The sequence below is a fragment of the Ruegeria sp. O5 genome (assembly GCF_056535105.1).
In genome coordinates, this window is the sequence record NZ_JBQERN010000002.1 from 298366 (window position 1) to 325322 (window position 26957).

Here is a 26957-nt window from a genome sequence, read left to right on the forward strand (position 1 = left end):
AAAACGCGCAACAAACATGGTGAAAATCGGGGTCAGGTCCTGCATTCGGATTGACAGGCTGAAAGGGACAAAGGTTGCGCAGCGCCATTTGCCGGTCTGCCGGTGCCGTAGATGCTGGACCCGTGACGGCTGAGACCCTAACGTGGCCTCAATGCTTCGCTATACCCTTAAACGACTGATCTCATTGCTTGCCAGCCTTGCCGTCGCCTCGGTGGTCATCTTCGCCGTGATCGAGGTCGCGCCGGGGGACCCGGCATCGTTCATGCTGGGTGTCAACGCGCAGGAGGATACGTTGGCCGCGCTGCGGGCTGAACTGGGTCTGGATGGATCCAGGGTGCAGCGGTATTTCAACTGGGTCGGAGGGATGGTAGCCGGAGATTTCGGCACCTCGTACACCTATCGCACACCGGTGTCGCAGATGATTGCGGACCGGCTGTGGGTATCGTTGCCCTTGGCTTTGTATGCGCTCACGCTGTCCACGCTGATCGCCTTTCCTGCCGGGATCTATGCCGCCGCGCGCCGGGGCAAGCCCGGGGATCTGGCGGTGATGGGGGCGACACAGCTTGGTATCGCTGTGCCCAATTTCTGGTTCGCGATGATGCTGGTGCTGATCTTCGCCATTAACCTGCGCTGGTTCAATGCCGGTGGGTTTGTTGGCTGGGGTGAGGGTCTTTGGGCAGGGCTGCGCTCGCTGACCTTGCCCGCCGTTGCGCTGGCCCTTCCTCAGGCCGCGATCCTGGCTCGCGTCATGCGATCCGCGCTGCTGGACATTCTGGGTGAGGATTTCATGCGCACCGCGCGGGCCAAGGGATTGTCACGTCGTCAGGCCCTGTGGCGGCACGGGGTGCGGAACGCGCTGATCCCGGTGCTGACGATCATCGGCTTGCAGTTTTCCTTCCTGCTGGCCGGGTCGATCATCATCGAGCAGGTGTTTTACCTGCCCGGCCTCGGGCGGTTGGTGTTTCAGGCCATTTCGGCCCGCGATCTGATCGTGGTTGAATCGGTGGTGATGCTGCTGGTCTTTGCCGTCATTACCGTGAATTTTCTGGTGGATCTGGCCTACGCAGCCGTTGACCCACGGTTGAGGAGCCGGTCATGAGCCGCAACCTGATTCTGGGCGCGGCGCTGTCGTCGCTGGTGGTGCTGGCGGCGCTGATCTCGTTTGTCTGGACACCCTACGACTATGCCGCGCTGGATATCCCCAACAAACTTCAGACGCCCGATGCACAACACTGGTTTGGAACAGATCACTTCGGCCGCGACATGTTCTCGATGATCATGGTCGGAGCGCGCACTTCGATTGCGGTGGCGCTGGTGGCCGTGGGGATCGGCATGGCGCTGGGCGTACCCCTTGGCCTGACAGCCGCTGCGCGCAAAGGGTCGTGGCTGGATGAGGTGATCATGCGTGGCAACGATCTGGTCTTTGCCTTTCCCTCGCTGGTCATCGCCATCCTGATCACGGCTGTGTTCGGTGCCGGTGCCATCAACGCGATCATTGCGATCGGTATTTTCAACATCCCCGTCTTTGCCCGTATCACCCGCGGGGCTGCTTTGTCGCTGTGGGAGCGCGAGTTCATCCTTGCCGCCCGTGTGTCGGGCAAAGGCGCAGCACGGATTTCAGCCGAACACATCCTGCCCAATGTCGCCAACTTGCTGATCGTTCAGGGCACCATCCAGTTTTCACTGGGTATTCTGGCCGAGGCGGGTCTGTCCTATGTCGGTCTGGGTGCGCAGCCGCCGACGCCCAGTTGGGGCCGGATGCTGGCAGACGCGCAGACAATGGTCAGTTTTGCCCCGCATTTAGCTCTGATTCCGGGCTTGGCGATTATTGTCACGGTATTGGGTTTGAACCTGCTGGGTGATGGTCTGCGCGACTGGCTGGACCCAAGGATCAGGGTGGCGCGGGCATGACGTTGCTGCAAGTCGAAAACCTGTCCCTGTCGATCCACGGGGTGCCGATCCTGAAGCGGGTCAACTTGTCCATCGACCCGGGCCAGATCGTGGCGGTGACAGGTGAAAGCGGCTCGGGCAAATCCATGACAGCACTGGCTGTGATGCAGCTTCTGCCAAACGGGGCAACGGCAGACGGCGTAATCCGGTTGGATGGCACTGACCTGCTGACCCAATCCGAGGCCGAGATGTGCGCCTTGCGTGGCGCGTCCATCGGGATGGTATTTCAGGAACCGATGACGGCACTCAACCCGGTGAAAACCATCGGTGATCAGGTGATGGAGACCATCCTGATCCACAAGGCGATTCCTCCTGCTCAGGCCCGGACCCGCGCGGCAGAGGTTTTGACCCGGGTTGGCCTGCCACCCGACAGGTTTCCTCTGTCGCGCTATCCGCATGAGCTGTCGGGCGGGCAGCGTCAGCGTGTGGTCATCGCAATGGCCATCGCATTGCGGCCCAGGCTTTTGATCGCGGATGAGTCGACCACGGCGCTGGATGTCACCACGCAGGCGCAGATCCTTGATCTGCTGAAAGGACTGGTTCGCGAATATGATATGGGCCTGCTGATGATCACCCATGATCTGGCTGTGGTCTCGGACATGGCCGATCAGATTGTCGTCATGCGTCACGGCGAGGTCGTCGAAAGTGGCGCGACGCGAAACCTGTTTCGAGATATGCAACACCCCTATACCCGCATGTTGTTCGAAGCTTCGGGTCATCAGGTCACCCTGCCTGAACCTACACAGCAACGCCCGCTTCTGGAGGTTTCGCAGGTCGTCCGGGATTACCGCCTTCCCCGCAAAGGTCTGCTGGATGCGCCGCGCCACCACCGCGCGGTGGATGGTGTCAGCTTTACCCTCAACCGAGGGGAGCGTTTGGGGCTGGTGGGCGAGTCCGGTTGCGGAAAATCGACCCTAACACGGGCTATTTTAGGGTTGGAAGAGATCCAATCTGGTCAGATTATGCTGGATGGTCAGCCGGTTTTCACCGGCCACAGGCCCAACCTTGCGGTACGTCGCAAGATGCAGGTCGTGTTTCAGGACCCCTATGGCAGCTTCAATCCCCGCCACCGTGTCGCGCGCCTGATTACAGAACCTTTTCACCTGTTGGAAACGCCACCAAAGGGGTCCGAACGCCAGGACCGGATCGCAGAGATGCTGACGGCAGTGGGCCTCGGCCCTGATGATGCGGGCAAATACATTCACGAGTTTTCGGGCGGGCAACGCCAGCGGATTGCCATTGCCCGCGCTCTGATCATTCAGCCGGAACTGATCCTGTTTGATGAGGCGGTCTCAGCCCTCGACGTATCGGTGCGCGCCCAAATCCTCGATCTGCTTGCCGAACTCTGCGAGGCTTATGATCTGACTTACCTGTTCATCAGCCACGACCTGAGTGTGGTTCGCACCATCACCGATCATGTTCTGGTGATGCAGTCTGGGCGAATTGTCGAACAAGGCAGGACTGAACAGGTATTCTCGGACCCGCAGCATTCCTACACGCAAACCCTGATCGCCGCCGCGCCCCAACTGCCTGAAATCGGGAAGCTATCGGCGTAAAACTACTTATTAGAGCCTAAATGGAGGCCAAAATGACCCAACCACTCTGGTTTGATCCCACCCTGTGCCTGATCGGTGGAAACTGGACGCCTGCGGCATCGGGCGACTCATTGCCTTTGACCAACCCGTCAGACGGAACCGAGATTTGCCGGATCCCGCGCGGCTCGGGTGTGGATATTGACGCGGCGGTCGCCGCCGCCAGAACTGCGTTAAAGGGCGACTGGGGGCGCAAGACGGCCTTGGAGCGTGGGCGCATCCTGACCCGGCTGGGCCAGCTGGTGTTGGAACGGGTGGACGATCTGGCGCGGCTTGAGGCGATGGATGTGGGCAAGCCCCTGACGCAGGCCCGCGCCGATGCCATCGCGCTGGCGCGCTATTGTGAGTTCTACGGGGGTGCAGCGGACAAGGTGATGGGTGAGACCATTCCCTATCTCGATGGCTACACCGTCTATACACTGCGCGAACCCCATGGGGTGACAGGCCACATCGTGCCCTGGAACTATCCGATGCAGATTATCGGGCGCTCGGTCGGGGCCGGGGTGGCCATGGGCAACGCCTGTGTTCTGAAACCGGCGGAAGAGGCCTGTCTGACCGCGCTGGCCTTTGCCCATCTTGCACAGCAAGCGGGTCTGCCAGCAGGTGCACTGAATGTTGTGCCCGGTCTGGGGGCCGAGGCCGGAGCCGCACTGTCCGGGCATCCGGGGGTCAACCATATCTCGTTCACTGGTTCGGTCGCCACGGGGGCCCTGGTGCAGCAGGCCGCGGGGCGCAATGTAGTGCCTGTGACGCTGGAACTGGGCGGAAAATCCCCCCAGCTGGTGTTTGATGATGCCGATCTGGATGCCGCCCTGCCGTTTCTGGTGAATGCGGGCATTCAGAACGCAGGACAGACCTGCTCGGCCTCCTCCCGCATTCTGGTACAGCGCGGTGTCTATGATCAGGTCAAATCCCGCATGGCCGAGGCCTATGAACAGCTCAGCGTTGGACCCGCGATGCAGGATCTTCGCGTTGGACCACTGATCTCGGACCGGCAAAAGCAGATCGTAAACAGCTTTCTGGACAAAGGCGCCGATCTGACCATTGCGGCAGAAGGGACGATCATAATGGATGCGCCGGAAACCGGGGCTTATGTCCGGCCCACCTTGTTTGCGGACGTGCCACCGGATCACCCGCTCGCCCGCGATGAAATCTTCGGCCCGGTCCAGGTTCTGATCCCGTTCGACACCGAAGAACAGGCTCTAAATATAGCCAATAGCACTGACTACGGTCTTGTCGCCAGCGTCTGGACACGTGACGGTGCGCGGCAGATGCGGTTGGCAAAAGGGCTGCACGCGGGTCAAGTCTTCCTCAACAACTATGGGGCAGGCGGCGGCGTTGAACTGCCTTTTGGAGGCGTGGGCAAATCCGGCCATGGCCGCGAGAAAGGCTTTGAGGCGCTTTATGGCTTTTCGCAACTCAAGACAGTGGCTGCCTATCACGGGTAACAGCGCCCCGGTCTGTCAGATCAACGTTTCTTTCGCGCATATGCGCCCCAGAACAATCTCCTTGATCTCTTTAAGGGAATGGGCAACGGACAATCCAAAGGGCGGTTGGTATCAGTGATTTGTCGTCTCAAGTCACTATTGGAGTAAAGACCGTTCGGGTCAGGACCAGAAAATCGCAATGAAGGACCCGGGTGGCGCTTGGCATTCCCGCTCTGTTCTGGATTGTCGGCCTCCTGCTTGTAAAAGCGTCGAAACCAAAAGCGGGCGTCTCAACGCCGCTATTACGCGCGCTTTTCACCAATCGAGGTTACGCCCAGAACATCCAGCACCCTGGCTTCGATCTGCTCGGCATTCATACCCGCAACGGCATACATGTCCGCGGGGCTGGCCTGATCGATGAAGATGTCAGGCAAGACCATCGAGCGGTATTTCAAGCCCCGATCAAAAACACCCTCATCCGCCAGAAGCTGTGCCACATGGCTGCCAAACCCGCCAACAGCGCCTTCTTCGATGGTGATCAACGCCTCATGATCCGCAGCCAGGTTCAGGATCAAGTCGCGATCCAGCGGCTTGGCAAAGCGGGCGTCTGCGATTGTTGGGCTAATGCCTTTGGCGGTCAGAGACTCGGCTGCTTTCTGAACTTCAGCCAGCCGCGTGCCAAAAGACAAAAGTGCGACGCGCGCGCCTTTCCGGATCAAGCGGCCTTTGCCGATCTCCAGTACCTCACCGCGTTCGGGCAAGTCCACTCCGACACCTTCGCCGCGCGGATAGCGGAAGGCAATCGGCCCTTCATCATGCGCAACAGCGGTTGCCACCATGTGCATCAATTCCGCCTCATCCGCGGCGGCCATGACGACCATGCCCGGCAGATTGGCCAAATAGGCAATATCGAACGACCCGGCATGGGTGGCACCGTCAGCCCCCACCAAACCTGCGCGGTCAATGGCAAACCGAACGGGCAAGCGCTGGATTGCAACGTCATGCACAACCTGGTCGTACCCCCGCTGCAGAAAGGTCGAATACATGGCGCAGAAAGGCTTCATCCCGCCTGCCGCCAGCGCAGCCGAGAAGGTCACGCCGTGCTGCTCGGCAATCGCCACATCGAAACAGCGCGACGGGTACCGTTCGGCAAACAGGCCCAACCCGGTGCCATCTGGCATCGCGGCAGTCACCGCAACGATCTTGTCATCGCGCGCGGCGGCATCCACCAGAGCCTTGCCAAAGACAGACGTGTAAGAAGGCGCGTTTGAAGGGGCCTTTTTCTGCTCGCCCGTAACCACATCGAATTTGGCTGTCGCGTGGCCTTTGTCGCGGGCCTGTTCGGCTGGTGCGTACCCTTTGCCCTTCTTGGTCAAGACGTGGATCAGGATCGGCCCGGTTGCCCGCGCCTTGACGGTGCGCAGAACCGGCAACAGCTGATCCAGGTCATGCCCATCAATAGGCCCGAGATAGGAAAACCCGAGCTCTTCGAACAGGGTTCCGCCCACGGCCATGCCTTTCAGCATTTCCTTGGCGCGTTTGGCCCCTTCGCGGAACGGTTCTGGCAAAAGTGAAACAGCGCCCTTTGCGGCGGCTTTCAGATCGTGGAATGGCGCCTCGGCGTAGATTCGGGACAGATAGCTGGACAGGGCACCAACAGGGGGGGCGATGCTCATCTCATTGTCATTCAGAATGACGATCAGGCGTTTCTTCAGGTGACCTGCGTTATTCATCGCCTCAAAGGCCATGCCTGCGGACATCGATCCATCACCGATCACGGCAATGGCGTCGCCCAACCCTTCAGGGGTTACACCGCCCAGATCACGCGCCACGGCAAAACCCAGTGCAGCACTGATCGAGGTGCTGGAATGCGCGGCGCCAAACGGGTCATAGGGGCTTTCACTTCGTTTGGTGAAACCGCTCAGGCCATCTTTCATGCGCAGCGTGCGAATGCGGTCGCGCCGTTCGGTCAGGATTTTGTGCGGATAGCACTGATGGCCCACATCCCAGATGATCTTGTCGCGCGGCGTGTCGAAAACAGCGTGCAGCGCGGTTGTCAGTTCCACAACACCCAGACCCGCGCCCAGATGCCCACCGGTGACAGAAACCGCCGAAATCGTCTCGGCCCGCAATTCCTGCGCAACCTGATGCAGCTGCGCGTCCGAGAACCGCTTGAGATCAGCGGGGCGGTTCACAAGGTCCAGCAGGGGCGTTTTGGGGCGGTCAGACATTTGGCGCGTTCCTGGCTTAGCTGTCCCGGGCAATAACGAAGCGAGCGGCTTCCTTCAAGGTTTCTGCCGTTGGGCCATACCCGTCCAGTGCGGCGCAGGCCTGATCAACAAGTTCACTGGCGCGGGTTCTGGCAGCATCCAAACCCAGAAGCGATACGAAAGTGGCCTTTCCCGCATCCGCATCTTTCTGAAGACGTTTGCCTGCCTTTGCAGCATCACCTTCAACATCAAGGATGTCGTCTGCAATCTGAAAAGCAAGACCAAGGGCTCGGGCATATTGGCGCAAGGGCTCTGGATCCGCTTTCGCCAGACGCGCACCCGCACAGGAGGACCATTCGATCAAAGCGCCCGTTTTGCCGCCCTGAAGCTGTGTTATCGCATTCAGCGTCAGAGGCTCAGAAGCGGTTTCCGCCGCGATATCAAGCGCCTGCCCCAAAACCATACCTTGCGCACCGCTTGCCCTGGCCAGTGTCAGTGCCAGATCAACGCGAATTTCTGCATCTCCAACCTCCGGCCGGGTACACAGCTCAAAGGCCAGTGTTTGCAGCGCGTCCCCGGCAAGTACAGCCGTGCCTTCATCCCATTTCACATGCACCGTGGGGCGTCCGCGCCGCAGATCGTCGTCATCCATGCAGGGCAGATCGTCGTGAACCAGCGAATAGGCGTGCAGGGCCTCTATCGCGGTCGCGGGCCAGATCGCGCGGGACTCGTCGATTTGGTGCAGGCGCGCACTTTCCAGAACCAGAAACCCGCGCAGCCGCTTACCGCCCCGGGTGGCGTAGGCCATTGCCCGTGTCACATCCAGATCGTCCAGCGCGCCCATTATCAGGTCAAAATGATCCTGAAGGCGCGCCGCGTCCTGCGCCAGTCTTTCCTGAAACATTTACTGACCTTCGACAGGTGTGGTCCCGGTCGGTTGGCCATTCGCGTCCAGAGTGATCGCGGCCACTTTTTCCTCGGCCCGCTTCAACTCGTCCTCGCAACGTTTTTTCAAAGCGGCCCCGCGTTCATAAAGCGCAATCGACTGATCCAGCGCCACGTCGCCGCGCTCAAGCTGACCAACCACGGTCTCAAGCTCTTTCATGGCCTGCTCGAATGTCATCTGCTCAACTGGGGTATCGGTCATCGTGCTGCCTTCATCAGTTCTTCCACATGGGCGCGTGTCGCCTCGGCCAGTGCGTTCAGATCATACCCGCCCTCCAGAGTCGAGACGATACGGCCCTGACACACCTCATCGGCTATCCCGCACAGCTCTGCCGTGATCCAGGCGAAATCGCCAGTCGACCAGTTCAGATTGGCCAGAGGGTCGTCCTGATGCGCATCGAACCCGGCAGAGATGATGATCAGCTCCGGCCGGAACGCCCGCAGGCGCGGAAAGGCCTGCGTTTCATAGGCGGAACGCATCTCAACCCCGCCGGTGCCCGGGGCCAGCGGGATATTCAGAACGTTATCGTAAGCGCCTGCCTCGTCCGGGCGGCCCGATCCGGGCCATAACGGCATTTGCTGGCTGGTGATCACAAGGGCCCGATCTTCATCCCACAGCAGATCCTGCGTGCCGTTGCCATGATGAACGTCGAAATCGACCACAGCGACCCGCTTCAGCCCGTGGTAATCCAGCGCGTGTTTCGCAGCCAGCGCCGCGTTGCCAAACAGGCAGAACCCCATGGCTTTCTCGGCTTCGGCATGGTGCCCAGGTGGGCGAATGACACAAAATGCGTTCGGTGCCTCACCGCCCAAAACCAGATCAACGGCCCGCACCGCCGCACCCGCCGCGCGATAGGCCGCATCCACGGAACCCGGCGACATGAAGGTGTCCCCGTCGATCTGCGCAAACCCGTCAGTGGGGCGCGACGATCTGATGTCGCGGATGTGGCTTTCGGGATGAACACGCAGCAAATCATCGTCTGCCGCCAGCGGAGCGGTCACGCGCTTCAGATCCAGCCCCTCCAGCGCGTGCAGGATATGCTCCAGCCGCGCCACCTGTTCCGGATGACCCTGGGGTGTGACATGTCCAAGGCAATCGGCATGTGTCAAAAGGGCGGTTTTCATCGGGATCCCATCTTCATCTGGCTAAAAATATCCTCGCCGAAGGCATTAATCGCCGCGCAGCGGCCCATTCAATCGGGCGCCAGCATATAGCCCGCGCCCCGGACTGTCTGCAGATACCGGGGCTGTTTCGGGTCCTGTTCGATCTTCCGGCGCAGGCGGGTGATCTGCACGTCCACGGCACGTTCTTGCGCCTGTCCTTTATCCCGGCCCAGATCTTCCACCAGTTTTGCACGGCTGATCGGCTCGCCCGGTTGGGCCGAGAAAATTTTCATCAGCTGGCTTTCGGTTGCGGTCAGGCGGACCGGCATTTCACCCTGCCACATCTCACCGCGTTCAATGTCATACCGGATGGGACCAAGATGCAGGATCTTCGCCGCTGTTTCCTTGGCCGGGGTTTCCGGCATTCGGCGCAGGATCGCATTGATCCGCAGCAACAGCTCTTTCGGCTCGAAAGGTTTGGCGAGATAATCATCTGCCCCGGCTTCAAGCCCTGCAATCCTATGCTCGGTCTCGCCCTTGGCGGTCAACAACAGGATCGGTGTCGTATGGGTGTCACGCAGCGATCTGGTCAGGCTGACGCCATCTTCGCCCGGCATCATCACATCCATGACGATCATGTCGAAATCCAATCCCGACAGAACCCGCCGCGCATGGGCCGCATCCCGTGCCGCTGTCACCAGAAACCCGTTTCGCATCAGGAATTTCTTGAGCAGATCGCGAATGCGTTCGTCATCATCAACAATCAGCAGATGGGCATCCATTTCGCTCATGAACTCGTATCCCGCAATTTCGTATAGGCATGACGCATATCAGCATCCATCATTGCTTCAAGTACTTTGCGAAACCCGGCCACGGCCTCGGGACCGGCATCCTTGAAGGCTGCGCGCATTCTTGTTCGTTGCGCATCTGACAACGTGGCCTCCAACGTTTCGCCCTTTTCCGTCAGAAATAGGTGCCGTTCGCGTTTATCCACGGTTCCGACCCGGCTTTCCACCAGACCATCCTCGATCAATGTCCGAAGAACCCTGTTCAGAGACTGTTTTGTAACCCCGAGGATCGCCAGCAAATTGTTCACCGTGGTGCCCGGAGCACGGTTGATAAAATGGATCGCGCGGTGATGGGCGCGGCCATAGGCCATCTCGGACAGGATACGATCAGGATCCGCGGTAAAGCCGCGATAGGCAAAGAACATGGCCTCGATCCCCTGGCGCAACTGTTCATCCGTCAAAAACAACAGGCTCTCGCCCCCATATCGCGGGGCTAGGCGGATTTCGGACATATCATGCCTCATTCGTTACTCGGGTTTGACTTTATGTCAGCGTTATTGACATTCCAAGGGCGGAGCGGTATCGAATCGCAGTTTTTGCGCAACATTGTGTCCGCATCGGACCTAAGTAGCGCAACAATCGGAAATTTAACCCGGTTCAGGAGGTTTCGCATGGCGGGGTATGATGATCGTGACGGTGTCATCTGGATGGATGGTAAGCTGGTGCCCTGGCGCGATGCCAATGTGCATATTCTGACCCACGCGATGCACTATGCCTCATCCGTGTTCGAGGGCGAACGGGCTTATAACGGCAAGATTTTCAAAAGCCGCGAACATTCCGAACGTCTTATCGCCAGCGCCGAGGCGCTGGACATGCCGATGCCTTACACCGTCGATCAGATTGAAGCGGCCAAGGAAGAGACCCTGAAAGCCAGTGGCCTTCAGGATGCCTATGTCCGCGCATTGGTCTGGCGCGGGTCTGGCGAAGACATGGGCGTGGCGTCGGCCCGCAACCCGGTACGGATGGCCATCGCGGTCTGGCCCTGGGGCGCCTATTACGGCGACGCCAAGATGCAGGGCGCAAAACTGGACATCGCCGAATGGAAACGCCCCAGCCCGGAAACCATCCCGGTCCACGCCAAGGCAGCGGGCCTTTACATGATCTGCACCATTTCCAAGCACAAGGCCGAAGCCAAGGGATGCTCGGACGCGCTGTTCATGGACTGGCGTGGTTACGTGGCCGAGGCAACAGGTGCCAACGTGTTCTTCGTCAAGGATGGAGAGGTTCACACCCCGCTGGCGGATTGCTTCCTGAACGGCATCACCCGTCAGACCGTCATTCAGATGCTGAAGGATAAAGGCATCACTGTGCATGAGCGGCGCATCAAGCCCGAAGAAATGGCTGATTTCGAACAGTGCTGGCTGACCGGAACCGCCGCCGAGGTCACTCCGGTCGGGCAAATCGGAGATTACACTTTCGAAGTCGGCGACCTGACCCGCGAAATCGCAGAAGATTACGAAAAACTGGTCCGCTCGTAATAACTTGCAAAACCCCGCTTCGGCGGGGTTTTTGTTGCAGATCGTGCAAATTGTCGTGCAAAGCGTTCCGTGATCTGGACGATCGGGTCAGTTCCCGTATCTTCACCGCATGTTGGATCTTCTCAGCGATATTCTCACCCGTCTGTCCCTGCGTGGCACGTTCTACTTCCGCACCTCGTTCACACCACCATTTGGTATTCAGGTGCCGGAATTCGAAAACGTCGCGCGGTTTCATTTTGTTCAACGGGGTGAGCTCAAGGTCCATGTCTCATCCACCGGAGAAACGTTGAGGCTGCGGCAGGGGGATCTGATCCTGATCCCTCATGGGGCGCCACATGCGTTGTTGTGTGCCGAGGTCAGGCCACCGGATGCGCTTCCTCTGGAACAGGTTCTTGAGATTGCCGGCTACAAGGGCGATGGCGTCCTTGTCTATGGCGGTGCAGACGAGGACCGGGACACGCAACTGATCTGCGGCCATTTTTCTTTCACCGGCCCAGCAGGGCGAAAAGGCACCGGGCATATGCTGATCGACCGCCTGCCACCCTACATCCTGATCGAGAATTATGGTGAAGAGGCCGGATCGTGGATGGAATCGACCCTGCGCATGATCGGATCCGAAGTGTCTGGGGCCCGTATTGGCGGCGATCTGATCGCACTGAAGCTGTCCGAAGTTCTGTTTGCGCAGGCGATCCGAACCTACTTGGAACGGCAAAGCCCGCAGGACACCGCCCTTGCGGGCTTTGCGGATACGCGCATCTCACGCGCTTTGACGGCGTTCCACCAAGCGCCAGCGCAAGACTGGAGCGTTGCAACACTGGCACGCGAATCCGGCATGTCGCGCACAGCCTTCTCTCAGTTGTTTGCCCAGAAGATGGGCACGACGCCGATGCAATACCTCACCGACTGGCGCATGCAGATTGCGTGCCATGGCCTTACAGAGGCACGATGGAACGTGGCAGATGCAGCAGCCGAAGTTGGATATGCCTCTGAGGCCGCGTTTTCCCGTGTTTTCAAGAAGCAGGTCGGCTTGTCGCCAGCCGCATACAGATCCATGCACTAATACGCCAAGAGTTCTGTACGATCTGCAAGATTTTTGAAACGATCGAGAATTCAGCGTTCGGGTCAGGCTTTCTATCTTTCTTTCATCACTGATTGAAAAGAGGAAAATCCTATGTCCCTACGTTTCGTTACCCGCTCTGTCCACGCGTATCTGGACTACCCGGTTGCCATTGCCCTGATGACACTGCCATTCCTGCTGGGATTGGGTCAGTCCAACCCGATGGCGCTGTGGCTTTCGGTTGTCACCGGCGTCGCCGCCTTTGTCCTGACAGTTCTGACCGACCACCATTTGGGAATTTGGCGCGTTCTACCCTATAAATTTCACCTGGCCGTGGACCTTATTGTCGGCATCACCTTTCTGTTTGCACCCAGTGTACTGGGGTTTTCAGGATTGGATGCGGCGTTCTACTGGCTGAACGGTGCGGCTGTGGTTCTCGTCATCTCGCTCAGCGCGCCCGAGCAGGAAGTCGCTGCCTGAGCGCTGTTCCTCAGCACTGGCAACTTTGTCCAAATACTACCGAAATAGCTGAGCCGCCCGTTTTGTAAATCGGCGGCTCAGAGCAGAGAAGCGTGTTGACCGGTCGGGCGAATTTACTTGAAAAAGCCGACTGAATTCATCAGATTTATCCCTGCGCGGGGTGAGGTCACAGATGACAGACACGCTTGACGAAATCATGGCCCGGCATGATGCGCTGGTTGCGTGCGGGTGCAATTGTTGCGAAGGCGACTATTGCGCCTATGCCGACCGCCAGAACCGGGACACAGCAACCGCTGAAGAAGCCCGCACACAAGGCACCGCGCATCAACGCAAGTCGTTGCGATATATCTTTGAAACTGTGCGAAGCGGCAGAGGATAGCAGCGCAGCAGTTTGGGCTGCGCTGTTGCAAGGTTCAGAAATCCACCCCGCGCTGGGCTTTGATTCCCGCCTGGAACGGGTGCTTTTCTTCGGTCATCTCGGTGACCAGATCTGCATAATCACGCAGCGCCTGCGGTGCGTCACGGCCTGTCAGGAACACACTCGTCTTGTCCGAACGCGCGTTCAGCCCGTCTATCACCTGCTCGACCGAGAGATATTCATAGCGAAGCGCGATGTTGATCTCGTCCAGAACCACCAGATCGTATTCGCCACTTGCCATAAGGGCGCAAGCCTTGTCGAAGGCGGCGTTGGCGGCTGCAATGTCGCGTTCGCGGTCTTGTGTATCCCAGGTAAACCCCTCACCCATCGTGTGCCAGGTGACCAGATCACGTTCTTCGAAGAAACGACGCTCGCCGGTTTTCCACTTGCCCTTGATGAACTGCACCACGGCGACCTTCTGACCCCAACCAAGCGCGCGGATGACCACGCCAAAGGCCGCTGATGACTTGCCTTTGCCCTTGCCGGTATTGATCAGAACAAGGCCGCGTTCGGGGTCGACGGCCTCGGACACTTTCTTGCGGTGCTGGGCCTGCACCTTTTGCATCTTTTCCTTGTGGTCGTGCGCGTCGCTCATTGGGGAACCTCTTTGATTGTCCGGCCCAACCTAGGGAAAGAATGCAAAAGGTAAAGTCACGCTTTGGGGTCCGTGACAGACCGCGCCTTGCCACGCTCCAGCCCCAGCTGGTGTTCGCGCCAGATCACAACAACATTGCCTGCGATCACCAATGCGGCCCCGATCAGGATCGCAACGGTGGGCAATTCATCAAACGCGAAATAACCGATCACAATCGCAAAAAGCATTGTTGCATAGTCATAAGGTGCCAGCATCGATGCCTGTCCAAACCGATACGAGGACGTGACCAAAATCTGTGCAACTCCGCCAACTAGCCCCATGGTGATCAGTATTAGAGCCTGATTCAGGGTAGGCATTGTCCATCCCCAGATCGCCGTCAGCGCCGAAAGCAGCGTCGCTGTCAGCGAGAAATAGAACACGATTGCAGCAGGGTGATCGACCTTGACCAGTTGGCGGATGTGAATCTGCACGAAGGCCCGGGCAAAGGTCGCGCCCAGTACGCATAGCGCTCCGATGGTTGCAGCCGTTTCCATCTGAGTGCTGCCAAGCCGGGGCCAGATCATGATCATCACGCCAAGCAACCCAAGTGCCACGGCACCGATGCGAATCATGCGGATGCGCTCACCCAGCATCACGGCGGCCAAAATCAGGGTGAAGATCGGCGTGGCGTAACCGATTGCGGTGACTTCGGGCAGCGGCAACAGGCTAAGGCCGGTGAATGTCAGCCCCATGGCGCTGGTCCCCAGAACACCGCGCCAGAAATGCCCCATGGGTTTCTTGACGACAAAGCCTTGCGCCAGCTCTCGGCGCGCGGTCAGCCACAGAATGATGACCGGAATAGCAAACAGGGACCGGAAGAACACCAATTGGCCCGGCGGGAAATCGTCAGATAAGGCTTTGACCAGGGCCGACATCGACGTGAAAAGGAACAGCGCGCCAAGCTTCAGCGCCACAGCCAGCAAAGGTCGATGCGATGTTAAGGGTTTTGTCATCGGCGCGACCCTGCGCCTTTGCAGAAAAAAGATCAACGGGGTGGATCAGGTGATGGTCCACGACTTCGGTATCAATGCGCCAATTTCCGCTGCAAAATCCTCAAGGAACTGAATCATTCGGCCCGCCCTTACCTGCGCAATCTGCTTGCCAGCATCCGTCAGCATGTCGTCCGGCAGGGTCAGCAGCTTAACCTTCCAGTGATCAATCGAATACCGCAGATCGTCCAGCGGGCGCGCTTCTGCGAATGGATCAGCCGGATCATAGAGAACGCGCCCCAAAGCACCTGATACAGAAAATGTGCGCGCAATCCCAATGGCCCCCAAGGCGTCAAGGCGATCCGCATCCCTCAGAATCCGGGCCTCGAGCGTTTCGGGTGGGATGTTGGCCGAGAAGCTATGGGCCTCTATCGCATGTTGCGCGGCCTGAACCTGATCGTCGGAAAAGCCCAGTTTTGCCAGAATAGGCCCTGATTCAGCAGCTGACCGGCGTGAGGCAAACAGTCGGTTCGGGTCATTCTTGGGTAGGTTGACCAGATCATGAAGATAACAGGCTGCCAACAGGACGGGGATGTCCACCTGAGCGTCTGCAATGGCCTGAGCATTGGTCCAAACACGATCCAGATGGGCCAGGTCATGGGCCGGATCAGTTTCCATGCGTTGCGCGACAATGGCACGCAAACGCGCGCGCAGATCAGCCGATCCGTCCACGGTTTTCTCCGATCTGACCACGGTGCAGCAGTAGGTGGTCCAGGATGACACAAGCCATCATCGCCTCACCGACAGGGACAGCGCGGATGCCAACACAGGGGTCATGACGGCCCTTGGTGATGATCTCGGTCTCTTCACCGGATTTTGTAATGGTTTTGCGGGTGGTCAGGATCGAAGAGGTCGGTTTTACCGCAAAGCGCACGACAATGTCCTGCCCGGTCGAGATGCCGCCCAGAATCCCACCTGCGTGGTTTGAGCTGTATTGCGGACCATTCTGACCCATGAAGATTTCGTCGGCGTTGGCTTCGCCAGTCAGTTCGGCGGCAGCCATGCCTTCGCCGATCTCGACACCTTTGACAGCGTTGATCGACATCATCGCAGCCGCAAGATCAGTGTCTAACTTGGCGTATATCGGCGCCCCAAGCCCTGCGGGGACACCGCGTGCCACAACCTCGACCACGGCCCCGACCGAGTTGCCGGATTTGCGCAGGTCATCCAGATAGGTCGCCCAATCCCCGGCCGCCTGTTCATCAGGCGCCCAGAACGGGTTCTGTTCAATCTGCGCCCAGTCGAATTTGGCGCGGTCGATCTTGTGCGGACCGATCTGGGTCATGTAGCCGGTGATCTGCACATTCGGCGCAATCTGCCGGATGGCCTCGCGCGCCAGTCCACCCGCGGCCACGCGCGACGCGGTTTCCCGGGCTGAACTGCGCCCACCCCCGCGATAATCGCGGATGCCGTATTTCTGCCAGTAGGTGATATCGGCATGGCCCGGACGGAACTTGTCCATGATGTCGCCGTAGTCTTTCGAGCGCTGATCGGTGTTTTCGATCATCAGTTGCACGGGCGTGCCTGTAGTTTGGCCTTCGAACACGCCAGAAAGGATCTTGACCTGATCCGGTTCGCGCCGCTGCGTTGTGAACTTGTTTTGCCCCGGTTTGCGCTTGTCCAGCCAGTGCTGGATCATCGCCTCGTCAATCGCAACGCCCGGCGGGCAACCGTCGACAGTGGCGCCCAAGGCGGGCCCATGGCTTTCACCCCAGGTGGTGACGCGGAAAAGATGGCCAAAGCTGTTCATCGACATGGGGCGTGCTCCTTTGCGGATCGTGATTAGCGGGCAAGGCCCCCGGCCTCAAGCGGATTTGGCCGTTGACGGTTTGAACACCGCCCGTCGGGCGGCGCATTTTTGAGTATTTTCGAAAAGATGAAGATCAGGCGGCCTGCGCGACTTTCGCACGGGTTTCCGAGATCATCAGCGCGGCCTGAGCCGCTTCGCGCCCTTTTTGTACGAAATGGTCGCGGTAGATCGCATTGTGATGATCAGTTTCCTGATATTGGTGCGGGGTCAGTGAGACCGAAAGGACAGGAACCCCTGTATCAAGCCCGGCGCGCATCAGGCCATCGACCACGGCCTGCGCAACGAAATCGTGCCTGTAGATGCCGCCATCAACGACAAAGGCAGCGCAGGCGACGGCGGCATAGCGCCCGGTCCGGGCCAGATCACGGGCCAGCAGGGGCATCTCGAACGCGCCGGGAACGTCGTAGACATCGACTTGTTCCGAGGGGACGAGTTCGAGGAAGCCGTCGAGCGCGCGGTCAACAATATCGGAATGCCAGTTGGCTTTTACAAAAGCATAGCGGGTGTGTGTCATCATGATCTCCTTTCAGTTTGGTGGCCTGCTGGCAGTCGCGAGAACCGGTTCCCACTTTTAGCTGCCAGCCCGGCATGACACGTCACCCAAGGCGATCACGAGCAGGCACGCCGGTTCACCGGCGCGGCTTGCACGTTCTCTTTCATCCGGACTTTGACCGTCGGCTCTGGCGTCTCACCAGATCTGCTGACACCCCGAAAACCGGGGCCGCTCGCGGGCTTACGGGTCGTGGCCCGCATACCGCCGGTGGGGAATTCCACCCCGCCCTGAGAACGAGGCGGACCTTGCCAAGAACTGTCCGACGCTGCAAGAGATTTGACAGGAGGACACTCATGCACCCTAACCCCGTTTTTCGCGCCGAGGATCGTGCGCGTCATGTTGAATTCGCCCGCGACCGGGCGTTTGGCGTTCTGGCACTCTCTGCGGAAGAGGGCCCGTTATTAAGTCATGTCCCGTTTTTGTTGTCCGAAGACGGATCAATGGCTGACCTGCATCTTGTGCGCTCGAACCCTATCGTGCGTGCGCTGCACGAACCGCAGCGCGCAAAGATCGCGGTGCAGGGGCCGGATGCATATATTTCGCCCGATTGGTACGGGGTCGAAGATCAGGTTCCGACATGGAATTATGTCGCCGTACACCTGATCGGAAAGCTTGAGCTACGCCCGCAGGACGAGTTGCGTGACGTACTTGACCGCCAATCTGCATTCTACGAAAAGCGGCTGCTGCCCAAGGCCCCATGGGTCACGGGAAAAATGTCCTCGGACGCGCTGAACAAGATGATGCGCATGATCGTTCCGTGCCGCATGCAGGTTGAAGATATTCAGGGCACGTGGAAGCTTGGTCAGAACAAACCCGAAGGTGCGCGAAATGCTGCCGCTGATCAGGTGTCCTCTGGCTTTGGCAGTGAAATCGCCCGGCTGGCCGCCTTGATGCACAAGGCTTAACCAGCATCAGGCGCCGGGTTTACTGGGGGCTGAAGGTAGCCAGATAAGCGGCAATATCGTCTGCACCGGTCTTGAGTTTGACGCTCATGTTCGGACGGGCAGTTTCGTCATCCAGAAATTCCTTGATGTAGCCGATCGGATCCTGCGCATAAGCAACGATGTTTTCCTCGGTCCAGACCAGACCCGCTTCGCCGGCACGGATCATGTCATCCGTGAACATGCCGATCGGCAGGCGCTCGCTGCCATAGCGATAATCGTTTTCGGACCCGGCCACGCGACCGACGACGCCATACAGATTCGGGCCGGTGATTCCACCTTTGACCAGAACTTCACCATCCTTGATGATCGCATGACACGAAGAACAACGGTTATATATCGCCTCACCTTTCGCGGGGTCGCCCGCGGCAAGGGTCTGAGAGGGCAGGGCCATTGTGCACAAGGCAGCGGCCAGAATGATCTTTGACATTGGGGTCTCCTTGCAGGAGTTCGCACGCCTTTTGCGCTGTCCTTTATTCGCGCGGAAAGTGCAACAGGTGAGGCGCGTGCAATTTGTAATTTAAATCATCTATTTAGCGAGTATGTTTTTGCTGAAAACAATCTCCGTTTCGAAGTCTTGATTATGTACCTTTTGGGCGCAAATCAGCGGCACCCAGGACAGGCTTCAAATACCCAACCCGGGTGGCGGAAGGCGGGGTGCGAAAGCGAATCAATGACGCATGAATCGAAGTTGCCGACAAAGTCGCACGCGAGATTCACCAAAAAACACTCTCCGCAGCTGCTGGAAACGACACATGCGGCGTATTGCGCGTTTATGAACGCTGGACGAACACTATTCTCCCCGATAGTAAGCGCGGTTAAGACACCGCATTCGTGCGGTGCGCGAGCTATTTGCCCGTCCGCGGGCGCCAGACAATCGGAGATAACCTCGTGTCCCACGCAGAAGACCACGAAGGCACCCGCAGAGATTTCCTGTACTACGTCGCTGGCGGCGCAGGTGTCGTTGCAACGGGTGCAGCCGTATGGCCCCTGATCAACCAAATGAACCCATCGGCAGACGTTCAGGCGCTGTCCTCGATCCGTGTGGATGTGAGCGGTGTTGAGCCGGGTACGCAGCTGACCGTCAAATGGTTGGGAAAACCCGTCTTTGTCCGTCACCGCACCGGTGCCGAGATTCAGGAAGCTCAGAAACAGGACGCCGAAGGTGTTGATGCGCTGCCCGATCCGCTGGCCCGCAACTTTAACCTGAGCGCCGATGCCCCTGCGACCGACGCAAACCGTGTGATGCCGTCGCCGGAAGGCGAAGCGCCGGGTGCATGGGTCGTCCAGATGGGTGTTTGTACCCACCTCGGCTGTGTGCCTCTGGGTGATGCAGGCGACTTTGGTGGCTGGTTCTGCCCCTGCCACGGTTCACACTACGACCTTGCTGGTCGTATCCGCAAAGGCCCCGCGCCTGAGAACCTGCCCATTCCGCCCGCAGAGTGGGTGGACAACGGCACAATCAAACTCGGCTAAGGGAGACCCAAACTTATGTCCGGAATTCCCCACGATCATTACGAGCCGAAGACAAACGGCGAGAAATGGCTGAACAGCCGCCTGCCGATTGTTGGCCTGCTGTATGACACCCTCATGATCCCGACCCCCAAGAACCTGAACTGGTGGTGGATCTGGGGCATCGTTTTGGCGTTCTGCCTGGCGCTGCAAATTGTCACCGGTATCATTCTGGTGATGCACTATACGCCGCATGTCGACATGGCATTTGCCAGCATCGAACACATCATGCGCAACGTAAATGGCGGTTACTTCATCCGCTACCTGCACATGAATGGCGCATCGCTGTTCTTTGTTGCGGTCTACATCCACATCTTCCGCGGCTTGTTCTATGGCTCATACAAAGCCCCGCGCGAGATCACGTGGATCGTCGGCATGCTGATCTACCTGATGATGATGGGCACGGCCTTCATGGGCTATGTTCTGCCATGGGGTCAGATGTCCTTCTGGGGTGCGACTGTGATCACCGGTCTGTTTGGTGCCATTCCGTTTGTGGGTGACGCGATCCAGACCTGGCTGCTGGGCGGACCCGCGGTGGATAACGCCACGCTGAACCGCTTCTTCTCGCTGCATTACCTGCTGCCGTTCATCATCGCGGCTTTGGTCGTGGTACACATCTGGGCCTTCCACACCACGGGCAACAACAACCCCACAGGTGTTGAAGTGCGTCGCGGCTCGAAGGACGAGGCGAAGAAAGACACGCTGCCGTTCTGGCCGTATTTCGTGATCAAGGACCTGTTCGCGCTGGCCGTGATCCTGGTCGTGTTCTGGGCCGTTGTCGGTTTCATGCCGAACTATCTGGGCCACCCGGACAACTATATCGAAGCCAACCCGCTGGCGACACCCGCACATATCGTGCCTGAATGGTACTTCCTGCCGTTCTACGCGATCCTGCGTGCCTTTACCGGTGAAGTCTGGGTTGTTCAGTTCGCCAGCTTCATCACCGGTGGTATCGTTGACGCCAAGTTCTTCGGTGTTCTGGCGATGTTTGGTGCGATCCTGGCCATGGCGCTGGCGCCCTGGCTGGACACGTCGAGCGTGCGTTCGGGCAAGTACCGTCCGATGTTGAAATGGTGGTTCTACCTGCTGATCATCGACTTCTTCGCCCTGATGTGGCTGGGTGCGATGCCTGCGGAAGAACCCTATGCGACCTTCTCGCTGATCGCATCGGCCTACTGGTTCGCCTATTTCTTCGTGATCCTGCCGATCCTTGGTGTGATCGAGAAACCTCTGGCCCAGCCCGAGACCATCGAAGAAGACTTCAACGCGCATTATGGCAAGGCTGACGCCGACGCCACGCCGGCCGAGTAAGAAGAGGGACCGGAAACATGTTCAAGAAACTTGCAATCGGCGCCGCGTTTGCTCTGGCCCTGACCCCTGCTGCTTCCATTGCAGCAGGTGGTGGTGAGCAGCATATCGAAGATTTCGCCTTCTCGTTCGAAGGCCCGTTCGGCACCTGGGATCAGCATCAGCTGCAACGCGGCCTGCAGATCTATACCGAGGTCTGCGCGGCTTGCCACGGTCTGCAATATGTGCCGCTGCGCGATCTGGAAGCGCTGGGTTACTCGGAAGAAGAAGTCATCGCATACGCTGCTGGCAACTTCGAAGTCTTCGACCCCGAGCTGGACGATTTCCGCCCGGCGATTCCCACCGATCACTTCCCGGCCAATACCGGCGTCGGCGCTCCGGACCTTAGCTTGATGGCAAAGGCACGTGCTGGCTTCCACGGGCCTTATGGTCTGGGCATCAACCAGCTGGTCAAAGGCATGGGTGGCCCGGAATACATCGCCTCGCTGCTACACGGCTACACTGGCCACGAAAAAGAAGAAGCGGGTGCAGTGCTCTACGAAAACACCGCCTTCCCCGGCGGCTGGATTTCGATGGCGCCTCCGCTGGCTGACGAGCAGGTCGAGTTCGCGGACGGGCACTCGAACACGGTTGAGCATATGGCCGAGGACGTTGCCGCATTCCTGATGTGGGCGGCCGAGCCAAAGCTGACAGACCGCAAGAACGCAGGCTTTGTCGGTGTCATCTTCCTGACCGTTCTGTCGGTGCTGCTGTACCTGGTCAACAAGCGCCTCTGGGCACCGCACAAGGGCAAACTCCGCAAGGAAGATTGATCCGATCCGTCCTACCGGATTTTACTAAATCAGCCCCCGCGCCGTCAGGTTGCGGGGGTTTTCTTTTTCCAAGCCTCCATCAGCGCGCGCTTATTTGACCGAAATAAGCGCCGGGTCAATGGATTGGCCAGCTTCACAGGCGCACATCAGCCACAACGGCTGATCAACTGCCGTTTGTCTGAAACACGGAGTCACGACAATGAAACTTCCTATTCTTTTTGCCTCAATTCTATTTGCAACGCCGGTATTGGCACTGGATCTCGCACCCGATGCCGAGCTTGGAAAGTCCGAAGCCGAAATTCGGCAAACGCTGACAGGCATGGGATTCGATGTCCGCAAAATCGAGGCGGAAGACGGCAAGATCGAAGCCTATGTCGTCAAGGATGGTAAACTGGCCGAGGTTTACGTTGATCCCGCAAGCGGTAAAGTCGTCAAGATTGAGGATCAGTAACCAGAATGTCCGAAACAGAATTGATGCATCGTGGGCGCACAGGCGCCCACGAAGTTCAGGTCTGGGATCCTTTGGTCCGGCTGGTTCACTGGGTCGTAGCCTTGTGCGTTCTGATCAATGCGGCGATATCCAATCCCGAGGGCGCGTTCCACGAATATGTGGGCTATGTCGTGCTGGCTTTGGTCTTGTTGCGGTTGCTTTGGGGGTTAACGGGTCCGGCTTTTGCCAGGTTTGCAGCCTTCCCTTTCAGCCCCCGTTCGGCACTCAACCACCTGCGCGACATGGGGCGGGGTGACCAAAGCGTGCACCTTTCACACAACCCTTTGGGGGCCCTAATGGTCTATAACCTCTGGGCGACACTGCTGGCTTTGTGTGTGACAGGGTTCATGATGGGGACGGTTCGGTTCTTTGGCATCGAATGGGTCGAAGAACTGCACGAACTGGCCTTCAACTGGCTGATGCTGTCTGTTCTGCTGCATGTTGCCGGGGTTGTCATTGATCAGAGGCGAACAGGTGTCGCTTTGGCAAAAGCTATGATAACAGGGCGGAAGAATATACCTGAGGATTGGTCAACCAAATGATCAAATGGATCAGCAGCCTTTGGCGGCCCGGCGATGCAGACGCTCACCGGGCTGTACTTATGTCGATAATGATCGTTGTTCAGGTACTTTGCGTGGTGTTTTACCTTGGCGACGTCGCTCTGGATTTGAAGGAAGGCGAGGGGCCTTCCCATGTAAGTCTTGAGGCTTTTGTCGCATTTGTTTTGCTTGCCGGAGTTGTTTTTTTCATGATTGAACTTCGACGCCTGCTGGCAAGGGTGGAACAGACCAAGCTTGGCCTACAGGCCGCGCAGGGTGAAATGAGCGTCGTCATCAACACGTTCTTCGACCGTTGGGGACTTACCACCGCCGAGCGTGATGTGGGTCTATTGGTTCTGAAAGGGCTGGATAACGAAAACATCGCGCGCATCCGGGGGCGGGCCGTAGGAACCGTGCGCGCGCAGACCGCCTCGATCTATGCCAAAGCCGGGGTTGACGGGCGAGCGCAGCTGATAAGCGTATTCATGGAAGAATTGCTTATCGCAGATGGCGAGGCTGCGGACCTTCAGACAACCAAACTGTGATCAATCGCCCCAATGGCTCGGGCGGTTACGATCTGGCCTTCGGGCTGAGGTGCATTGAACGTAACTTCGGTGAATTGTTCCGTCCGCCCCATATGCGGGTTCTCCATCAGGATCCGGTGGGTTTTGCCGACCTGATCTGACAGGTGTTTCCTGACCTGAACGTCCCCAGCCGCACGCAGACGGGCTGCGCGATCCTTGATTACATTGCCGTTCACCTGCTGCGGGATGCGAGCCGCTGGAGTGCCTTCGCGTTTCGAATATGGGAAAACATGCAGCCAGGTCAGATCGCAATCGGTAACCAGTTTCAGCGAGTTCTCGAAATGCGCTTCGGTCTCGGTTGGGAAACCTGCGATGATGTCGGCACCAAAGGTCATGTCGGGGCGCAGTTTCCGGGCCTCTTCGGTAAACCGAATGGCATCGTCGCGCAGGTGGCGACGTTTCATGCGCTTGAGGATCAGATCGTCGCCATGCTGAAGCGACAGGTGCAGATGCGGCATCAGGCGTGGTTCGGTTGCGATGGCCTGCATCAGATTCTCGTCCACTTCGATCGAGTCGATCGAACTGATCCTCAGGCGAGCCAAATCCGGCACCAGCTTCAGGATGCGCATCACCAGATCGCCCAGTTTGGGCTGTGCAGGCAGATCGGCCCCCCATGAGGTCAGGTCGACGCCAGTCAGCACCACCTCATGATAGCCCCGGTCCACCAGCCGCTTGATCTGATCCACCACAACACCGGCAGGCACGCTGCGGGAATTGCCCCGGCCATAGGGAATGATGCAAAAGGTACAGCGGTGATCGCAGCCGTTCTGAACCTGCACATAAGCGCGTGAGCGTGTGCCAAACCCGTCGATCAGGTGCCCGGCCGTTTCGGTGACAGACATAATGTCATCGACCTGAACGGCCTCGGTCTCGCCGATAAAGTCGGCGGCCATGCCTTTCCAGGTTTCTGGCCGCATCTTTTCCGTGTTGCCGATCACCGCATCGACCTCGGCCATCTGCGCGAAGGTGTCGGGTTCTGTCTGGGCGGCGCACCCGGTAACAATCAGCCGGGCGTTCGGATTTTCGCGACGCAGTTTCCGGATCTCCTGTCGCGCTTTGCGCACAGCCTCAGCTGTGACGGCACAGGTGTTAATCACCACGGCATCCGTCAGTCCGGCTTGTTGCGACAGCTCTTTCATCGCCTCGGTTTCATAGGCGTTCAGGCGGCAACCCAATGTGGTGAATTTAGGCGGGTTCATCCCAGCGTCCCTAAGAACTCGGGCGACAACGTGCCCGAGAAGACGTGACAGGTTGACCCGGTCATCCAGACACCATCCTCGCGCCAGTCAACCCAAAGGGTTCCCCCATCCAGATCAATCTGCACCTTTCGCCCCGTCAGCCCACGCCGCGCCGCAGCCACCGCGGTTGCACAGGATGACGACCCTGATGCCAGGGTGATGCCCACGCCCCGTTCCCACACCCGCATGCGGATGTGATCCGGACCCACAACCTGAGCCACCTGCACATTGGTGCGCTCGGGATACAAAGAATGGTGTTCATAGCGCGCGCCGAACTCGGCCAAGGGAATCGCCTCGGCGTTTTCAACAAAGAACGTGCAGTGCGGATTGCCCATACCCGTCGCTGTCGGGGTTCCCTCGATGGGCAGTTCCAGCGTGTCCATCTCTTCAGCCAGCGGAATTTCGTGCCATTCCAACTGAGGAAGACCCATATTGACCGAGGTCAGCCCATCACCTGCGTCCTGCGCAAAAAGTGTTCCACGTTCGGTTGTCAACGTCAGCTGGGTTTTGCCCGTCTCATCCATCAACATTCGTGCGATGCATCTTGTGGCGTTGCCACACGCCGCCGAAGTTGATCCATCCGAATTATAAAACACCAGATGCGCGTCCGCCGCACCGTTTTCGATTACGGCCAGCTGATCGAATCCCACACCAAAATGCCGATGCCCGATTCCTCGGGCCAGAGCCGGGGTAATCGAAACATCCTGCATGCGCGCGTCAACGACGACGAAGTCATTTCCCAGCCCATGCATCTTAACAAAGGGCAATCCGGTATCGAGTTTCTGTTGCATGGCGGCGATATAGCGTCGGTCGGAACATGAATCCACCCTGTCGCGTCGAATCGTGAAAAAAGGGGTTGACCCCCCTGCGCCACCTGCCTAAGTAGGCCGCCTATCGGGTCGCCGGAAACACAGGTTGTTTCAGCGAAACGAGGCGCAAATTAAGGGCTTGAACCCGGTTGGGAAATTGCCGTAAAGAGCGCCACGGATCGAGAAGATCCAATAAAAGAGTGGGCCGTTAGCTCAGTTGGTAGAGCAACTGACTTTTAATCAGTGGGTCGCAGGTTCGAATCCTGCACGGCTCACCACTTTTTAAATAAAATCAATAAGTTACGCAGCCACCCAAGGTGGCGCTTGATTTTGTTTAACTCGTGTCCGCCTGGTGTCCGCAAATTCAACATCCGAATTTATAGCTTCTCAATGAGGCAGGTTTCGTACGTATTGGCTCGCCTACTCAGGCAATCAAAAAGTTCCATATGCGAATTGGGCCGAGGATTGCTGTTCACTACGGTCGCAGTCCTCGTTCTCGACATTGGTGACGACAACAAAGTCCCGAAGATAAAACGTAGATTTACTGGCGATCAACGCTGCACGCTTTACCGACCACTTGATAATCCTGCGATTTCGCTGCACTCAAGTTATGCTGTTGGTTGGTGTAGGGTGTTGCGGTTATTACCGAAAATGAACTAGCGTTGGCTTAACATTGTTCGCCAAGAAAATAACTTCCTAAGGCGACAAAGGCATTGGCTTTTGACAGAAAACATACAGATAGAGTTTCGACCCCGAGCCCGCTTGCTTCAGCTTCTGGGCGATCAACTGATCCGAAGTCCACGGCTGGCGGTTTTCGAACTCGTAAAAAACTCTTATGACGCAGACGCCACAGAAGTCGAAGTCAGGATCGATGGTCTTGAAGGCAAAACTCCGTCAATAAGTGTCCGCGACAACGGCGTCGGCATGTCTTTGGAGACCGTTCGGGACATTTGGTTCGTTCCCGGGCACGATCACAAGGAAAAACAAAAGCAACGTGGGTCCCGTACTAAGCTGGGCCGAGCACCTGTGGGAGAGAAAGGTGTGGGCCGTTTTGCTGCCCACAAGCTGGGAAACACGATTAGGTTAGTTTCCCGCACTGCGGGAGCCGATGAGGTGGTTTGGACCTGTCCCGTTTTTTTGCCGCCCCAAGTGCTCGTTTAAGCCACTTTCCTTTCGAATGCGACAGGGCTTTTCCAGCCCAATGCTGAGTGCCTTCGCCGCGGATTGTA

General features: G+C 58.3%; 30 protein-coding genes, 1 tRNA gene and 1 riboswitch. Of the genes, 17 read left to right on the forward strand and 14 right to left on the reverse strand.

What is annotated here, in order from left to right; translation table 11 throughout:
- Positions 1–151: 151 nt before the first annotated feature.
- From ACR0M3_RS05965 to ACR0M3_RS05980, 4 genes are read left to right on the forward strand one after another with little or no spacing between them, the layout of a single operon-like run.
- Entirely contained in the window at positions 152–1099 is a 948-nt protein-coding gene (locus ACR0M3_RS05965; RefSeq protein ID WP_480555103.1) for an ABC transporter permease, read from the forward strand.
- The gene (locus ACR0M3_RS05970; RefSeq protein ID WP_480487846.1) at positions 1096–1911 is read left to right on the forward strand and encodes an ABC transporter permease; all 816 of its coding nucleotides are present in this window, start codon (positions 1096–1098) and stop codon (positions 1909–1911) included. The genes ACR0M3_RS05965 and ACR0M3_RS05970 overlap by 4 nt, the downstream gene beginning before the upstream one ends.
- Complete coding sequence (locus ACR0M3_RS05975; protein WP_480909970.1) at positions 1908–3506, forward strand: ABC transporter ATP-binding protein; 1599 nt, start codon at positions 1908–1910, stop codon at positions 3504–3506. Before ACR0M3_RS05970 ends, ACR0M3_RS05975 begins: the two co-directional genes overlap by 4 nt.
- Before the next feature lie 32 nt (positions 3507–3538).
- Positions 3539–4990 (forward strand): aldehyde dehydrogenase family protein, encoded by a 1452-nt coding sequence (locus tag ACR0M3_RS05980; protein ID WP_480909971.1) that lies wholly within the window; start codon positions 3539–3541, stop codon positions 4988–4990.
- A gap of 281 nt (positions 4991–5271) precedes the next feature.
- Here ACR0M3_RS05980 and dxs read toward each other — a convergent pair whose 3' ends face one another.
- From dxs to ACR0M3_RS06010, 6 genes are all read right to left on the reverse strand, one after another.
- Positions 5272–7200 carry a 1-deoxy-D-xylulose-5-phosphate synthase gene (dxs, locus tag ACR0M3_RS05985; protein WP_480871030.1) on the reverse strand — a complete coding sequence of 643 codons (1929 nt, stop codon included), beginning with the start codon at positions 7198–7200 and terminating at the stop codon, positions 5272–5274.
- Between the two features lie 16 nt (positions 7201–7216).
- On the reverse strand, positions 7217–8083 hold the full coding sequence (locus ACR0M3_RS05990; RefSeq protein ID WP_480546923.1) for a polyprenyl synthetase family protein: 867 nt from the start codon (positions 8081–8083) through the stop codon (positions 7217–7219).
- Positions 8084–8326, reverse strand: coding sequence for an exodeoxyribonuclease VII small subunit (locus tag ACR0M3_RS05995; protein WP_267363166.1), 243 nt, complete (start codon positions 8324–8326; stop codon positions 8084–8086).
- On the reverse strand, positions 8323–9249 hold the full coding sequence (locus tag ACR0M3_RS06000) for a histone deacetylase family protein (RefSeq protein ID WP_480772969.1): 927 nt from the start codon (positions 9247–9249) through the stop codon (positions 8323–8325). Before ACR0M3_RS06000 ends, ACR0M3_RS05995 begins: the two co-directional genes overlap by 4 nt.
- A 68-nt stretch (positions 9250–9317) precedes the next feature.
- On the reverse strand, positions 9318–10019 hold the full coding sequence (locus ACR0M3_RS06005) for a response regulator (RefSeq protein WP_480909972.1): 702 nt from the start codon (positions 10017–10019) through the stop codon (positions 9318–9320).
- Complete coding sequence (locus ACR0M3_RS06010; protein ID WP_480909973.1) at positions 10016–10528, reverse strand: MarR family winged helix-turn-helix transcriptional regulator; 513 nt, start codon at positions 10526–10528, stop codon at positions 10016–10018. Before ACR0M3_RS06010 ends, ACR0M3_RS06005 begins: the two co-directional genes overlap by 4 nt.
- Positions 10529–10687: 159 nt before the next feature.
- On the opposite strand from ACR0M3_RS06010, the gene ACR0M3_RS06015 reads away from it, so the two are divergent.
- The 4 genes from ACR0M3_RS06015 to ACR0M3_RS06030 all read left to right on the forward strand — a co-directional run bounded on the left by ACR0M3_RS06015 (position 10688) and on the right by ACR0M3_RS06030 (position 13470).
- A complete protein-coding gene (locus ACR0M3_RS06015) occupies positions 10688–11554 on the forward strand; it encodes a branched-chain amino acid aminotransferase (RefSeq protein WP_480506925.1) in 867 nt (288 codons plus the stop codon).
- A 109-nt stretch (positions 11555–11663) separates the two neighbouring features.
- Complete coding sequence (locus ACR0M3_RS06020; RefSeq protein ID WP_480538489.1) at positions 11664–12614, forward strand: AraC family transcriptional regulator; 951 nt, start codon at positions 11664–11666, stop codon at positions 12612–12614.
- Positions 12615–12725: 111 nt separating this feature from the next.
- Positions 12726–13091: an SPW repeat domain-containing protein gene (locus ACR0M3_RS06025; protein ID WP_480772966.1), complete on the forward strand. Its 366-nt coding sequence runs from the start codon at positions 12726–12728 to the stop codon at positions 13089–13091.
- Between the two features lie 172 nt (positions 13092–13263).
- Positions 13264–13470, forward strand: coding sequence for a hypothetical protein (locus ACR0M3_RS06030; protein WP_267363171.1), 207 nt, complete (start codon positions 13264–13266; stop codon positions 13468–13470).
- Positions 13471–13504: 34 nt separating this feature from the next.
- Here ACR0M3_RS06030 and cobO read toward each other — a convergent pair whose 3' ends face one another.
- The 5 genes from cobO to ACR0M3_RS06055 form a co-directional block, all read right to left on the reverse strand.
- Positions 13505–14104 carry a cob(I)yrinic acid a,c-diamide adenosyltransferase gene (gene cobO, locus ACR0M3_RS06035; protein ID WP_480909974.1) on the reverse strand — a complete coding sequence of 200 codons (600 nt, stop codon included), beginning with the start codon at positions 14102–14104 and terminating at the stop codon, positions 13505–13507.
- A 56-nt stretch (positions 14105–14160) separates the two neighbouring features.
- The gene (locus ACR0M3_RS06040) at positions 14161–15096 is read right to left on the reverse strand and encodes a DMT family transporter (protein ID WP_480909975.1); all 936 of its coding nucleotides are present in this window, start codon (positions 15094–15096) and stop codon (positions 14161–14163) included.
- 45 nt (positions 15097–15141) lie between these two features.
- Positions 15142–15804 carry an HD domain-containing protein gene (locus ACR0M3_RS06045; RefSeq protein WP_480909976.1) on the reverse strand — a complete coding sequence of 221 codons (663 nt, stop codon included), beginning with the start codon at positions 15802–15804 and terminating at the stop codon, positions 15142–15144.
- The gene (gene aroC, locus ACR0M3_RS06050; RefSeq protein ID WP_480482762.1) at positions 15788–16888 is read right to left on the reverse strand and encodes a chorismate synthase; all 1101 of its coding nucleotides are present in this window, start codon (positions 16886–16888) and stop codon (positions 15788–15790) included. Before aroC ends, ACR0M3_RS06045 begins: the two co-directional genes overlap by 17 nt.
- 127 nt (positions 16889–17015) lie before the next feature.
- A complete protein-coding gene (locus tag ACR0M3_RS06055; RefSeq protein WP_480494934.1) occupies positions 17016–17456 on the reverse strand; it encodes a 6,7-dimethyl-8-ribityllumazine synthase in 441 nt (146 codons plus the stop codon).
- 130 nt (positions 17457–17586) lie between these two features.
- Positions 17587–17734: riboswitch (FMN riboswitch) on the reverse strand.
- Between the two features lie 54 nt (positions 17735–17788).
- Here ACR0M3_RS06055 and ACR0M3_RS06060 point away from each other — a divergent pair.
- Complete coding sequence (locus ACR0M3_RS06060) at positions 17789–18400, forward strand: FMN-binding negative transcriptional regulator (protein ID WP_480487825.1); 612 nt, start codon at positions 17789–17791, stop codon at positions 18398–18400.
- Positions 18401–18419: 19 nt separating this feature from the next.
- Here ACR0M3_RS06060 and ACR0M3_RS06065 read toward each other — a convergent pair whose 3' ends face one another.
- A complete protein-coding gene (locus tag ACR0M3_RS06065) occupies positions 18420–18866 on the reverse strand; it encodes a c-type cytochrome (protein WP_480909977.1) in 447 nt (148 codons plus the stop codon).
- A 461-nt stretch (positions 18867–19327) separates the two neighbouring features.
- On the opposite strand from ACR0M3_RS06065, the gene petA reads away from it, so the two are divergent.
- From petA to ACR0M3_RS06095, 6 genes are all read left to right on the forward strand, one after another.
- Entirely contained in the window at positions 19328–19912 is a 585-nt protein-coding gene (gene petA / locus ACR0M3_RS06070) for a ubiquinol-cytochrome c reductase iron-sulfur subunit (protein ID WP_267363183.1), read from the forward strand.
- A gap of 15 nt (positions 19913–19927) precedes the next feature.
- Entirely contained in the window at positions 19928–21259 is a 1332-nt protein-coding gene (gene petB, locus ACR0M3_RS06075) for a cytochrome b (protein ID WP_267363184.1), read from the forward strand.
- A 17-nt stretch (positions 21260–21276) separates the two neighbouring features.
- On the forward strand, positions 21277–22068 hold the full coding sequence (locus ACR0M3_RS06080; protein ID WP_480482771.1) for a cytochrome c1: 792 nt from the start codon (positions 21277–21279) through the stop codon (positions 22066–22068).
- 199 nt (positions 22069–22267) lie between these two features.
- The gene (locus ACR0M3_RS06085; protein WP_480832147.1) at positions 22268–22519 is read left to right on the forward strand and encodes a PepSY domain-containing protein; all 252 of its coding nucleotides are present in this window, start codon (positions 22268–22270) and stop codon (positions 22517–22519) included.
- Positions 22520–22524: 5 nt separating this feature from the next.
- On the forward strand, positions 22525–23100 hold the full coding sequence (locus ACR0M3_RS06090; RefSeq protein ID WP_480909978.1) for a cytochrome b/b6 domain-containing protein: 576 nt from the start codon (positions 22525–22527) through the stop codon (positions 23098–23100).
- On the forward strand, positions 23097–23642 hold the full coding sequence (locus tag ACR0M3_RS06095; protein ID WP_480909979.1) for a helix-turn-helix transcriptional regulator: 546 nt from the start codon (positions 23097–23099) through the stop codon (positions 23640–23642). Before ACR0M3_RS06090 ends, ACR0M3_RS06095 begins: the two co-directional genes overlap by 4 nt.
- Here ACR0M3_RS06095 and mtaB read toward each other — a convergent pair.
- Positions 23624–24880 carry a tRNA (N(6)-L-threonylcarbamoyladenosine(37)-C(2))-methylthiotransferase MtaB gene (mtaB, locus tag ACR0M3_RS06100; protein ID WP_480482779.1) on the reverse strand — a complete coding sequence of 419 codons (1257 nt, stop codon included), beginning with the start codon at positions 24878–24880 and terminating at the stop codon, positions 23624–23626. The genes ACR0M3_RS06095 and mtaB overlap by 19 nt on opposite strands.
- On the reverse strand, positions 24877–25710 hold the full coding sequence (gene dapF / locus ACR0M3_RS06105) for a diaminopimelate epimerase (protein ID WP_480909980.1): 834 nt from the start codon (positions 25708–25710) through the stop codon (positions 24877–24879). The genes mtaB and dapF overlap by 4 nt, the downstream gene beginning before the upstream one ends.
- Positions 25711–25930: 220 nt before the next feature.
- On the opposite strand from dapF, the gene ACR0M3_RS06110 reads away from it, so the two are divergent.
- Together ACR0M3_RS06110 and ACR0M3_RS06115 are read left to right on the forward strand one after the other, a co-directional pair.
- Positions 25931–26006, forward strand: a tRNA-Lys gene (locus ACR0M3_RS06110).
- A gap of 484 nt (positions 26007–26490) precedes the next feature.
- Positions 26491–26889 (forward strand): ATP-binding protein, encoded by a 399-nt coding sequence (locus ACR0M3_RS06115; protein WP_480909981.1) that lies wholly within the window; start codon positions 26491–26493, stop codon positions 26887–26889.
- Positions 26890–26957 lie beyond the last annotated feature (68 nt).

What these genes read in the sequence shown, in the direction of transcription:
- ACR0M3_RS05965 (WP_480555103.1), top strand. Translation starts at nt 152, where the DNA reads ATGCTTCGCTATACCCTTAAACGACTGATCTCATTGCTTGCCAGCCTT.
- ACR0M3_RS05970 (WP_480487846.1), top strand. Translation starts at nt 1,096, where the DNA reads ATGAGCCGCAACCTGATTCTGGGCGCGGCGCTGTCGTCGCTGGTGGTG.
- ACR0M3_RS05975 (WP_480909970.1), top strand. Translation starts at nt 1,908, where the DNA reads ATGACGTTGCTGCAAGTCGAAAACCTGTCCCTGTCGATCCACGGGGTG.
- ACR0M3_RS05980 (WP_480909971.1), top strand. Translation starts at nt 3,539, where the DNA reads ATGACCCAACCACTCTGGTTTGATCCCACCCTGTGCCTGATCGGTGGA.
- dxs (WP_480871030.1), bottom strand. Translation starts at nt 7,200, where the DNA reads ATGTCTGACCGCCCCAAAACGCCCCTGCTGGACCTTGTGAACCGCCCC.
- ACR0M3_RS05990 (WP_480546923.1), bottom strand. Translation starts at nt 8,083, where the DNA reads ATGTTTCAGGAAAGACTGGCGCAGGACGCGGCGCGCCTTCAGGATCAT.
- ACR0M3_RS05995 (WP_267363166.1), bottom strand. Translation starts at nt 8,326, where the DNA reads ATGACCGATACCCCAGTTGAGCAGATGACATTCGAGCAGGCCATGAAA.
- ACR0M3_RS06000 (WP_480772969.1), bottom strand. Translation starts at nt 9,249, where the DNA reads ATGAAAACCGCCCTTTTGACACATGCCGATTGCCTTGGACATGTCACA.
- ACR0M3_RS06005 (WP_480909972.1), bottom strand. Translation starts at nt 10,019, where the DNA reads ATGAGCGAAATGGATGCCCATCTGCTGATTGTTGATGATGACGAACGC.
- ACR0M3_RS06010 (WP_480909973.1), bottom strand. Translation starts at nt 10,528, where the DNA reads ATGTCCGAAATCCGCCTAGCCCCGCGATATGGGGGCGAGAGCCTGTTG.
- ACR0M3_RS06015 (WP_480506925.1), top strand. Translation starts at nt 10,688, where the DNA reads ATGGCGGGGTATGATGATCGTGACGGTGTCATCTGGATGGATGGTAAG.
- ACR0M3_RS06020 (WP_480538489.1), top strand. Translation starts at nt 11,664, where the DNA reads ATGTTGGATCTTCTCAGCGATATTCTCACCCGTCTGTCCCTGCGTGGC.
- ACR0M3_RS06025 (WP_480772966.1), top strand. Translation starts at nt 12,726, where the DNA reads ATGTCCCTACGTTTCGTTACCCGCTCTGTCCACGCGTATCTGGACTAC.
- ACR0M3_RS06030 (WP_267363171.1), top strand. Translation starts at nt 13,264, where the DNA reads ATGACAGACACGCTTGACGAAATCATGGCCCGGCATGATGCGCTGGTT.
- cobO (WP_480909974.1), bottom strand. Translation starts at nt 14,104, where the DNA reads ATGAGCGACGCGCACGACCACAAGGAAAAGATGCAAAAGGTGCAGGCC.
- ACR0M3_RS06040 (WP_480909975.1), bottom strand. Translation starts at nt 15,096, where the DNA reads ATGACAAAACCCTTAACATCGCATCGACCTTTGCTGGCTGTGGCGCTG.
- aroC (WP_480482762.1), bottom strand. Translation starts at nt 16,888, where the DNA reads ATGTCGATGAACAGCTTTGGCCATCTTTTCCGCGTCACCACCTGGGGT.
- ACR0M3_RS06055 (WP_480494934.1), bottom strand. Translation starts at nt 17,456, where the DNA reads ATGACACACACCCGCTATGCTTTTGTAAAAGCCAACTGGCATTCCGAT.
- ACR0M3_RS06060 (WP_480487825.1), top strand. Translation starts at nt 17,789, where the DNA reads ATGCACCCTAACCCCGTTTTTCGCGCCGAGGATCGTGCGCGTCATGTT.
- ACR0M3_RS06065 (WP_480909977.1), bottom strand. Translation starts at nt 18,866, where the DNA reads ATGTCAAAGATCATTCTGGCCGCTGCCTTGTGCACAATGGCCCTGCCC.
- petB (WP_267363184.1), top strand. Translation starts at nt 19,928, where the DNA reads ATGTCCGGAATTCCCCACGATCATTACGAGCCGAAGACAAACGGCGAG.
- ACR0M3_RS06080 (WP_480482771.1), top strand. Translation starts at nt 21,277, where the DNA reads ATGTTCAAGAAACTTGCAATCGGCGCCGCGTTTGCTCTGGCCCTGACC.
- ACR0M3_RS06085 (WP_480832147.1), top strand. Translation starts at nt 22,268, where the DNA reads ATGAAACTTCCTATTCTTTTTGCCTCAATTCTATTTGCAACGCCGGTA.
- ACR0M3_RS06090 (WP_480909978.1), top strand. Translation starts at nt 22,525, where the DNA reads ATGTCCGAAACAGAATTGATGCATCGTGGGCGCACAGGCGCCCACGAA.
- ACR0M3_RS06095 (WP_480909979.1), top strand. Translation starts at nt 23,097, where the DNA reads ATGATCAAATGGATCAGCAGCCTTTGGCGGCCCGGCGATGCAGACGCT.
- mtaB (WP_480482779.1), bottom strand. Translation starts at nt 24,880, where the DNA reads ATGAACCCGCCTAAATTCACCACATTGGGTTGCCGCCTGAACGCCTAT.
- dapF (WP_480909980.1), bottom strand. Translation starts at nt 25,710, where the DNA reads ATGCAACAGAAACTCGATACCGGATTGCCCTTTGTTAAGATGCATGGG.